Origin of the sequence: Citrobacter sp., from assembly GCF_050252275.1 — a bacterium.
In the GTDB taxonomy this organism is placed as follows: domain Bacteria; phylum Pseudomonadota; class Gammaproteobacteria; order Enterobacterales; family Enterobacteriaceae; genus Citrobacter_A; species Citrobacter_A amalonaticus.
The window spans coordinates 1-6,921 of record NZ_JBFWLF010000244.1 but is presented as its reverse complement, the minus strand read 5'-3'; the positions used below and the strand labels follow the sequence as shown (position 1 = coordinate 6,921).

Here is a 6,921-nt window from a genome sequence, read left to right as displayed (position 1 = left end):
GGAGCTGACGGGAAACCCTATCCGCCTCTCCAACGGCGCGGAGCTGCGATTCCTGTCCACCAACAAGAACACCGCCCAGTCATACAGCGGCCATCTGTACTGCGATGAATATTTCTGGGTACCCAACTTTGCAAAATTAAACGAAGTGGCCAGCGCGATGGCCACACACGACAAATGGCGAACCACCTACTTTTCCACCCCCAGCAGCAAAACGCACCAGGCGTACCCGTTCTGGACTGGTGAAGAATGGAGGCGCGGTGATAAAAAACGCGCGCGCGTACAATTTCCCACGGAGAAGGAGCTGCGCGACGGTGGACGTTTATGTCCTGATGGACAGTGGCGCTACATCATCACGATGGAAGACGCGATCGCAGGCGGGTTTAATCTCGCCAGCATCGAGAAGCTGCGCAACCGCTACAACCGCGACACTTTCAACATGCTGTATATGTGCGTGTTCGTGGACAGCAAGGACAGCGTATTTTCGTTCTCTCACGTAGAACGCTGCTGTGTAGATCCGGATATCTGGGAGGATCATGACGAAAACCTGCCCCGGCCGTTCGGCAACCGTGAAGTGTGGGCGGGTTATGACCCGGCTCGCAGCGGAGACACCTCCACCTTCGTGATCATCGCGCCGCCGATAGTGGCCGGCGAAAAATTTCGGGTACTGCGTGTATTCCACTGGCAGGGAATGAACTGGAAATGGCAGGCGGCACAAATCAAAAAGCTGTTTGGTCAGTACAACATGACTTACATCGGCATTGATATCACCGGACTGGGGAGCGGGGTCTTTGAGGATGTGCAGCACTTCGCCATGCGTCAGGCGGTGCCTATCCGCTACGGCGTGGAGACGAAAAATCGCCTGGTGATGAAGATGATCGACGTTATCGAAGATGACCGTGTGGAATGGGATAAGGAAAAAACCGAAATTGCCGCCAGTTTTATGACCATCCGCCGCACTTCCACAGCCAGCGGTAACGCCATGACGTTTGTCGCCGACCGTACAGCAGAAACCGGCCACGCTGACAGTTTCTGGGCTATCGCCCATGCCATTGACAACGAGCCATTAAACTTTGAAAACCAGCGAAAATCACGCTGGGGTAACTTAGGGAAAGCAGCATGAAAAAACGGAAATACAGGGAACGCCGCACCGCCAGCAAGCCGCGCCATATGAGCCTTATTACCCTGGGTAAACCGGAACCCATTCTGACGACCGGCACAAACTACACAGACGTCTGGTATGACAATGAAGCGGAACACTGGACGCTCCCGATTGACCGACTGGCGCTGGCGCAACTGGTGAACCTGAACGCGCAGCACGGCGGTGTGCTGTATGCCCGTCGCAATATGGTGACGGCAAACTATAAAGACGGCGGACTGACGCATGAACAGCTTGGCGCAGCCGTGTTCGACTGGCTGACCTTCGGTGATGTGGCCATTCTGAAAGTGCGTAACGGCTGGGGGGATGTGGTGGCGCTGTACCCGCTGCCGGCACTCTATACCCGCCAGCGTAAGACCGGGGAATTTGTGGTACTGCAGCAGGGTGAACCGATGATTTATCCGCCTGAAGATATTATTTTTCTCAGGCAGTACGATCCGCAACAGGCGATTTATGGTCTGCCGGATTATATCAGCGGTATCCATTCTGCCCTGCTTAACGGTGAGGCAACAATTTTTCGCCGGCGTTACTACCATAACGGCGGACACACAGGTGGCATGATCTACTGTAACGACCCAAATATGACTGATGAAGTGGAAGAAGAAATTATTCAGAAGCTGGAGCAGTCAAAGGGGATCGGGAACTTCAGCACCATGTTTGTGAACATCCCCAAAGGCGATCCGGACGGCATCAAATTTATCCCGATTGGTGATATCAGCGCCAAAGATGAGTTTCAGAATATCAAGAGCATCAGCGCCCAGGACGTACTGACCGCGCATCGATTCCCGGCAGGACTGGCGGGGATTATCCCGACGAACGGCGCAGTAATGGGAGATGTTGAGAAAGCGGCCAAAACCTACCGCAAAGCAGAAATTTTGCCCATTCAGCGCATGTTTACCGCCGCAGTGGAACAGGAAAGTGATGTACCGCCCCACCTGTACCTTAATTTCCTGAAAGACAGCGAGCTGGAAGGTGATTAATGTCCGCAAAAAGGCTAAAATATCATCGTTTTCCAACTTCCGGAGCGATGGATATGCGGGTAATGAAGGTTTACTGTCCGGTATGTGAGGCAAGGGCTGTTATCAAAAAAACAGCCCGAAAACACAAGGAACTGTCGGATTTATATTGCGCGTGTACCGATGTTGAATGTGGTCACACTTTTGTGATGAATATGACATTCTCACATACCATCAGCCCCAGCGCTAAATCCAGCGATGCGTTGATCGCCACTATCTGCAACAGCCTTGATATGCAGCAAAAACAGCTGATGCTCAAGTTTTTAAGTCAGGACGGCACCGCCGTCGCTTAGAAAAAAGCACCGTTGCCGGTGCTTTTTTACTTCTGTTACCCGTCAAAGTTCCTGAAGCATATTCATAAATGAGAATGTGGCCAGACCATAACCAATTGCACAAGCAATGAGGATGCAAAATAAAGTGACAACATCGTGATCCATTTTTCTCACTAATTTTGAAAGCAAAGCCAGGACAAGCGATGTTCCCCATAATAACCAGTCAGACATAATCTTATTTATCCCTATTGAATATCCAGCAGCGGAACGTTTCCGGCATTCTCTGCATATCCCCTTTACCACGATTATGGCGCTCACTTACCGCGCTGCGCGTGGTGCTTTGTCTGATAAACCGGCGTTCATTGCCGTTTTTAAGCAGCTTTTTAATTTCCGTTAATGTGAACGGAATACGCTGCCGGTGTGCTGCGGCGACCTCTTCCATGTGATTGAAGTTAACCGCGATTTCATTTTCATCTGATGAGTGATTGATGCCATAGGGTGCCAGCTCATCCAGGTAATCAAACAGCTCCCAGAACTCCTGCACCAGAGGGTGATCCTTTTTAAGCGCCTGACACCGTTCCACGGCCAGCGCGGTGATGGTCTCGCGGGTCTTCTCAATACGTTCCACCGGTACCGGCACAACCAGCGCCAGCGCTTCCAGCAGACCAACCAGTTGCGCGTGGTTTTTGGCGATACGAATATGGCGAATGTTGATATTGGACTCAAGCTCACTACGAGCACGTTCGTATCCCTGGCCAAACACCTTCATGATTTCTTTTTCACGCATGGTGGCCAGCAGTGTGAACCCGGATACCTGGCTGACGGGTATCTGTTCAAGACGCTCGGCGGCGTAGCGGGTCTGAATGGACTGGCCGCGCTTGTCGGTATAGATGTGGATGATACGCTCCAGAAACGCCTTGCTGCCGTCTGTGTCGGCATTTTGCGCTATCACAATACTTCCCCTGAACGGCGGCTCATACGTCTCGTTATTGTTCGATTTGATACCCACGGCGCGGGAGGCACGACCGTTATACAGTGATTTCAGCTCGTCCCAGTCAAAAGCGCGTTGCTTGGCGTTATCGGTAGTACGGTCGCCCTCAATCAGCACAACCGGCAGATTACCGACCTGGGCGAAGTTACGACCACGCGCGGCGGCGGTAGATTTAGATGGGTCAAACCCTTCGTATTCCTCACGGCCGGCGAGCTTCCAGAGAAATTCTATCAGCGTGGATTTACCTGTCCCCGGCTCGCCCACGATTTCCAGAAACGGAAATGACTTGTCACGCTCGCGGATTTGTTCGGCAAACAGCGACCCCAGCCAGAACGCCAGCGCCACATACCCTTTTTCACCAAATGCCGTCCAGATATCGTCTACCCAACCCGTAGTAAACTCGTTCAGCTTCGGATTCAGATCCAGCGCCGGCGTGAGGCTCAGGCTCTTAACGCTGGCACTGTTGATTTCGAAGTAATCCTCGTCGTTCATCTCATACAGCCGGCCATCGCAAACGGCCACGCGGTTAAACAACCAGGCGGCATAATCCTTGTTATAGCCGATGAAATTCTGCGTCTTTACCTCTTTGATTTCAGGGAGGCGCATCTGGATGAACTTATCCAGCTGTTTGGTACTGCCGGTATACACCGCCCCCTTGGCGATATGCAGAAGACGCTTTTTGAACTCGGCGGAACTGGTGAGCTGATTAGCCGTAAAAGTATCTTTCACGGCTGGCCGGTTCGGCATACTGACCTTCACGTAATACCAGGACTCGTCTGTAGGTTCAGACCGCTGGAAATAAAGCGGCGTCAGCCAGCAGTTGGCAATTTCGGTCACACCGCCTGACTCTTTAACCGCCCGTTCTTTTGCCTCCCACTCCATCACCACTTCGGTACCGGTATTGGTGATGCGCTCATAGGCTCGCATGTACCTGTCCAGATCCAGCTCAAACCAGTACATGCGGGAACCATGTTCGAAATAAAACGAGTGCCATTCATTGTGCTGATGCATAAGAAGGGCTTTCTCAGTCGGGCTTTTTGCCAGAAGGAGATCGCCATAGTAGCGATAATTTTTAATGTCCGACTTACTGAACCGGTTACGTAACAACAGGTCATTCCAGTCCAGCGATGCCGATGATTTTACCGGCTGCGCGGCACGGGTTTTCCATCCTGCAGCATCACTACGGGCAGCGAACGCCAGCGTGTGCTTTGTGCCGGCTTTATCGCCGTCAAACGCCCATACAAGACGTGGACGTGGTTTTTCGCCCAGTTCTTTGGCCAGCGTATCCAGTGCGGCCAGCGGATAGTTGTTACTGCTCAGTGTGGCAACTGCAGGTAACCCTGCCTGGCACAGACTCAGTGCGTTGAAGATTCCCTCAGTGATCCAGATTTCGTTCACTTCCTGCAGGTTAATAAAGGGAGGAACCCACCAGTGACCGACATAGCTTCCCCTGATGTTGGCTTTCTGCTTACCGAAGCGCTGAGGCTGGTCAATGATGCGCTCCCATGTTGCACCGCATGACAGCGAAAATCTGACCGTTGCCGACCCCATGCCATCCTTCACGAACGCGCCCTGAGTAAAGCAACCTTTTAGCGGTTCAGTATCCAGCCCCCGCGCCTCACGCAGGTACGCCTCAGCAGCGGCATGTGGGGTTTCAGGGGTGTCCTGGTACCGCTTAGACCAGTCCTCAAAGATTTCAGGATACTGCTCTTTGACAACGACCTGATGGCCGCAGTTGTTTTCACGGCCGCACTTCAGTATCCAGGGCTTTTCTATACTGGTGAATAATTCGCGTTTATGGCATTTAGGGCAAACGCCCTGCTGCAAATATTTATCCCGTTCCTTGAATTCAAAATCCTGAACGAGCCGGCGCACAACGTCCTGCTGTATTGTGGCATTCATAATTAATCCAGATGTAGAAAGGTATAAAAGGCAAAAAACTATATTCGGTATTGTTTGTTATATCGCTCATGCGTCATTAACTCCCAATGCCGCCCCCTATCTTTACTCAATAATCGCCAGCGATAAGAGACATGCACAGAAAAATAATGATGCGGTTTTATAACCTGATATACTTTTTTGCCGCTGTAATATTCCGTCAGCACAGAAAATGCCTTTGCTATGACACTTTCACTTGCATGAGAGGTCACTGTAAGCATCGTCATTTCACACTGGCTATTTTTACAAGATACATCCAGACATAAGAAACAACTTTAGCCTGATGAATGGCATCATATAAAGCGTGATGTTTAACACCATCAAACTTAATAATATTACGAACATTCAGCCCAAGTGTTTTTGACAGTTCAACAACCGTTCTTACATCACGGTCATTCCAGCAGTACCAAAGTGGATCGGCAAACCCGCATTTATCTGATGCATTACGTAAAATAACATTGTCGAACGCCGCACCATTCCCCCATACCTGCACTTTAGATGGGTCAGAATGCTCAGTAATAAAGGATTCCAGATTCGCTAAAGCCAGAGGCAAGTCCAGGCAATCATCATTAAGCAGCTCGCTACGCGCTTCGGCATCCTGACGCATCCACCATAATACGGTTTCTGAACCCATAGTGAGACCGTGGCCTACACAACTGCCCAGGCTAACGCGCTGATAAAACTGCTCACCCATTTCGCCAGTTTCAGGGTCAAAGAACACAGCACCGATAGAAGCAATCGCAGAAGTCGGTTTATTATCCATTGTTTCAAGGTCAATCATTAAATGTTTCATATCGGCTCCTTAACGATGGGAATCTGCAACAGATTTAAGATGCGAGTTATTACTTTTTAACGCTGTGGTAGCAAGCGACATAAGCCCGGAAATATTATTTTCAGTTGGTATATTCCCACCAAACACCATAAGCGTAATCTTGTGCAACTCTTCAAAATCATCACTGTCGTTATTAAAACGAGCAGTAGAAGTAATTCCCTCAAGACATTTCGCAAGCTGGATATTCAATTCCATTAACTGCAAGCCATCGCTATGGACAGAGAACGTTTCTTTTTCAATAGCGTTTGCCTGAGCATGGTAACTCTGCAACAGGTTACGAATAAGAGTGGCGTATTTAGTCTTCATGATAATCCCCAATAATATTTAGTTTACTAACGAGCACTTTTATCTTTCGTGAATAAACGGTTCTTCCAGTCATGCCATTCAGGCGGGGCAATTTGAGCCAGATGAAGGGCATAAGCATCCCATTCCCCCCGATGGATATAGATTTCCCCACCTTTTTTTGATGGATTTAGAGGGTCTTTCATGCGGATTACCGGCAGTTTTCCAGCCGTGGCCATTTTGCGAATTGCAGCAGGCGTTTTGCCTATATATTCGGCAAAAAGCTCAGGGGTCACCAACTCTGAAAGCGCCTTTTCTGCTGGTTCCTTCATCTGTGGTATCCTCCGTTAGTTTGGGTTCCAAGGGCGCTTTGAGTCGTTCTAGGGTTCTTTTTTCAAGGTTCTTTTGTAAGAAACAATAATAGTTGCGATACA

9 protein-coding genes are annotated in these 6,921 nt (G+C 50.0%); 3 read left to right on the top strand and 6 right to left on the bottom strand.

The genetic code is table 11. The features are described from left to right. The 3 genes from AB7E14_RS18010 to AB7E14_RS18000 all read left to right on the top strand — a co-directional run. Positions 1 to 1,120: terminase large subunit domain-containing protein (locus AB7E14_RS18010; protein WP_428169752.1), on the top strand; the 1,120-nt coding region annotated here is incomplete at its 5' end. Beyond that, positions 1,117 to 2,136, top strand: coding sequence for a phage portal protein (locus tag AB7E14_RS18005; RefSeq protein WP_053287341.1), 1,020 nt, complete (start codon positions 1,117 to 1,119; stop codon positions 2,134 to 2,136). The genes AB7E14_RS18010 and AB7E14_RS18005, both read left to right, overlap by 4 nt. Continuing rightward, the gene (locus AB7E14_RS18000) at positions 2,136 to 2,465 is read left to right on the top strand and encodes an ogr/Delta-like zinc finger family protein (RefSeq protein ID WP_181627762.1); all 330 of its coding nucleotides are present in this window, start codon (positions 2,136 to 2,138) and stop codon (positions 2,463 to 2,465) included. The genes AB7E14_RS18005 and AB7E14_RS18000 overlap by 1 nt, the downstream gene beginning before the upstream one ends. 42 nt (positions 2,466 to 2,507) lie before the next feature. Here AB7E14_RS18000 and AB7E14_RS17995 read toward each other — a convergent pair whose 3' ends face one another. Genes AB7E14_RS17995 through AB7E14_RS17970 form a run of 6 tightly spaced genes read right to left on the bottom strand, consistent with a single transcriptional unit; the run spans position 2,508 to position 6,819 of the window. Beyond that, positions 2,508 to 2,675 carry a hypothetical protein gene (locus AB7E14_RS17995; RefSeq protein WP_181627763.1) on the bottom strand — a complete coding sequence of 56 codons (168 nt, stop codon included), beginning with the start codon at positions 2,673 to 2,675 and terminating at the stop codon, positions 2,508 to 2,510. A 4-nt stretch (positions 2,676 to 2,679) separates the two neighbouring features. Continuing rightward, on the bottom strand, positions 2,680 to 5,337 hold the full coding sequence (locus AB7E14_RS17990) for a toprim domain-containing protein (RefSeq protein WP_181627764.1): 2,658 nt from the start codon (positions 5,335 to 5,337) through the stop codon (positions 2,680 to 2,682). 38 nt (positions 5,338 to 5,375) lie between these two features. Further along, on the bottom strand, positions 5,376 to 5,594 hold the full coding sequence (locus AB7E14_RS17985; protein WP_072135053.1) for a hypothetical protein: 219 nt from the start codon (positions 5,592 to 5,594) through the stop codon (positions 5,376 to 5,378). A 2-nt stretch (positions 5,595 to 5,596) separates the two neighbouring features. Continuing rightward, complete coding sequence (locus AB7E14_RS17980; protein ID WP_181627765.1) at positions 5,597 to 6,166, bottom strand: 3'-5' exonuclease; 570 nt, start codon at positions 6,164 to 6,166, stop codon at positions 5,597 to 5,599. A 9-nt stretch (positions 6,167 to 6,175) separates the two neighbouring features. Continuing rightward, positions 6,176 to 6,511 (bottom strand): hypothetical protein, encoded by a 336-nt coding sequence (locus AB7E14_RS17975; RefSeq protein WP_428169751.1) that lies wholly within the window; start codon positions 6,509 to 6,511, stop codon positions 6,176 to 6,178. 26 nt (positions 6,512 to 6,537) lie between these two features. After that, positions 6,538 to 6,819 carry a Cox family DNA-binding protein gene (locus tag AB7E14_RS17970; RefSeq protein WP_053287335.1) on the bottom strand — a complete coding sequence of 94 codons (282 nt, stop codon included), beginning with the start codon at positions 6,817 to 6,819 and terminating at the stop codon, positions 6,538 to 6,540. Between the last annotated feature and the right edge of the window lie 102 nt (positions 6,820 to 6,921).